We start from the raw sequence: 1,487 nt of genomic DNA, 5'->3' as shown, positions 1-1,487 counted from the left end.
GGCTCTTCATACTTGCGGTGGGAGCGCTGAGCGACACGCCGTGAGCACCTGACTCCGAAATGAGGCCGAGACCTTCCAAGATCGGCAGTGACTAAGCCGCTCAATCCGGAAGGCCTCGACAATGTCCGAGCCTACGTCGTGCGTCCGCGCGCGCCCACGTTCCCAGCCCTCGTGTTACTGCTCTCGGTGCGATCTGCTGGTGGGTTTGGAAGGATTCCACGTCATCGACGTCAGCGAACACGCCGGCGTTGTCCGTGCGGTCATCGAATCACCCGCCGGGCCGGCAGGCTGCTCCTCATGCGGCGTCCTTGCCCGCAGTCACGGGCGCCGGGATGTGAAGCTCATCGATGTGCCCTGCTTCGGGCGGCCCGTCCGGCTGATCTGGCGGAAACGGACGTGGCGTTGCGCCGAGGAGCAGTGCCCGACACGCTCATTCACCGAGCAAGACCTCAACGTTGCTGGCCCGCGGGCGTTGCTCACGACGCGGGCCTGTTGGTGGGCGATCAGCCAGTTGCGCCGCGAGCACGCCAGCGTGGCTGGCCTGGCACGTCAGCTCGGGACGACGTGGCGCACCATCTGGCGATCCATCCGACCATTGCTGGAGGTCATGGCCGCCGATCCGGCACGGTTCGAGAATGTCGCGTCTTTGGGTGTCGATGAGCACATCTGGCACCACGTCTCGACCAAACCGATCAGTGAGGGCGGGCGCGGCCCCAAAGAGCTCACCGGCATGGTCGATCTGACCCGCGACCGGCACGGACACGTCCGCGCACGGCTGCTGGACCTCGTCCCGGGCCGCTCGGGAAAGGCGTACGCCGACTGGCTCACCGAACGCGGCGAGGACTTCCGCGCCGGTGTGAAAGTGGCCGCCCTCGACCCATTTCAGGGCTACAAGAGCGCGATCGATGACAACCTTGAGGACGCCGTCGCTGTCCTCGACGCTTTCCATGTCGTCAAGCTCGGCACCCACGCCGTCGATGAGTGCCGACGCCGGATCCAGCAGGAAACCCTCGGCCACCGCGGACGCAAGGGCGACCCGCTCTACGGGATCCAGAACCTCCTACGCGCCGGCGCCGAGAAACTCACCGACAAACAATGGGAACGCTTCGACACTGCGATCGCATCCAACGAGGACGCACACCTGCCCGTCTACATCGCCTGGTCCTGCGCTCAACAACTCCGCTCCGCTACCGGCACCCCAACCCGGCCGAGGGCCGGAGAATCGCCGAGCAGATCCTCGTAGCGTTCCCCACATGCCCGATCCCCGAGATCGCCCGCCTCGGCCGTACCCTCAAACGCTGGCGGGACGCGTTCCTGGCGTACTTCACGACCGACCGCTCGAACAACGGCGGCACCGAAGCCGTGAACGGACTCATCGAACTCCACCGCCGCGTCGCCCGAGGATTCCGCAACCGAGACAACTACCGCCTACGCATGCTCCTCATCGGCGGCGGACTCAGCCACTCCCACCTCAAGTAAGAAGAGCC

General features: G+C 65.9%; 1 pseudogene. It reads left to right on the top strand.

Annotated features, from left to right (window positions below):
- Positions 1 to 121: 121 nt before the first annotated feature.
- Positions 122 to 1,479: pseudogene (locus FQ377_RS14650) on the top strand (ISL3 family transposase).
- The last annotated feature ends 8 nt before the right edge of the window (positions 1,480 to 1,487 follow it).

It is taken from the genome of Arthrobacter echini (assembly GCF_008107445.1).
GTDB lineage: Bacteria > Actinomycetota > Actinomycetes > Actinomycetales > Micrococcaceae > Arthrobacter_D > Arthrobacter_D echini_A.
This window is presented reverse-complemented; position numbering and strand designations above follow the sequence as displayed.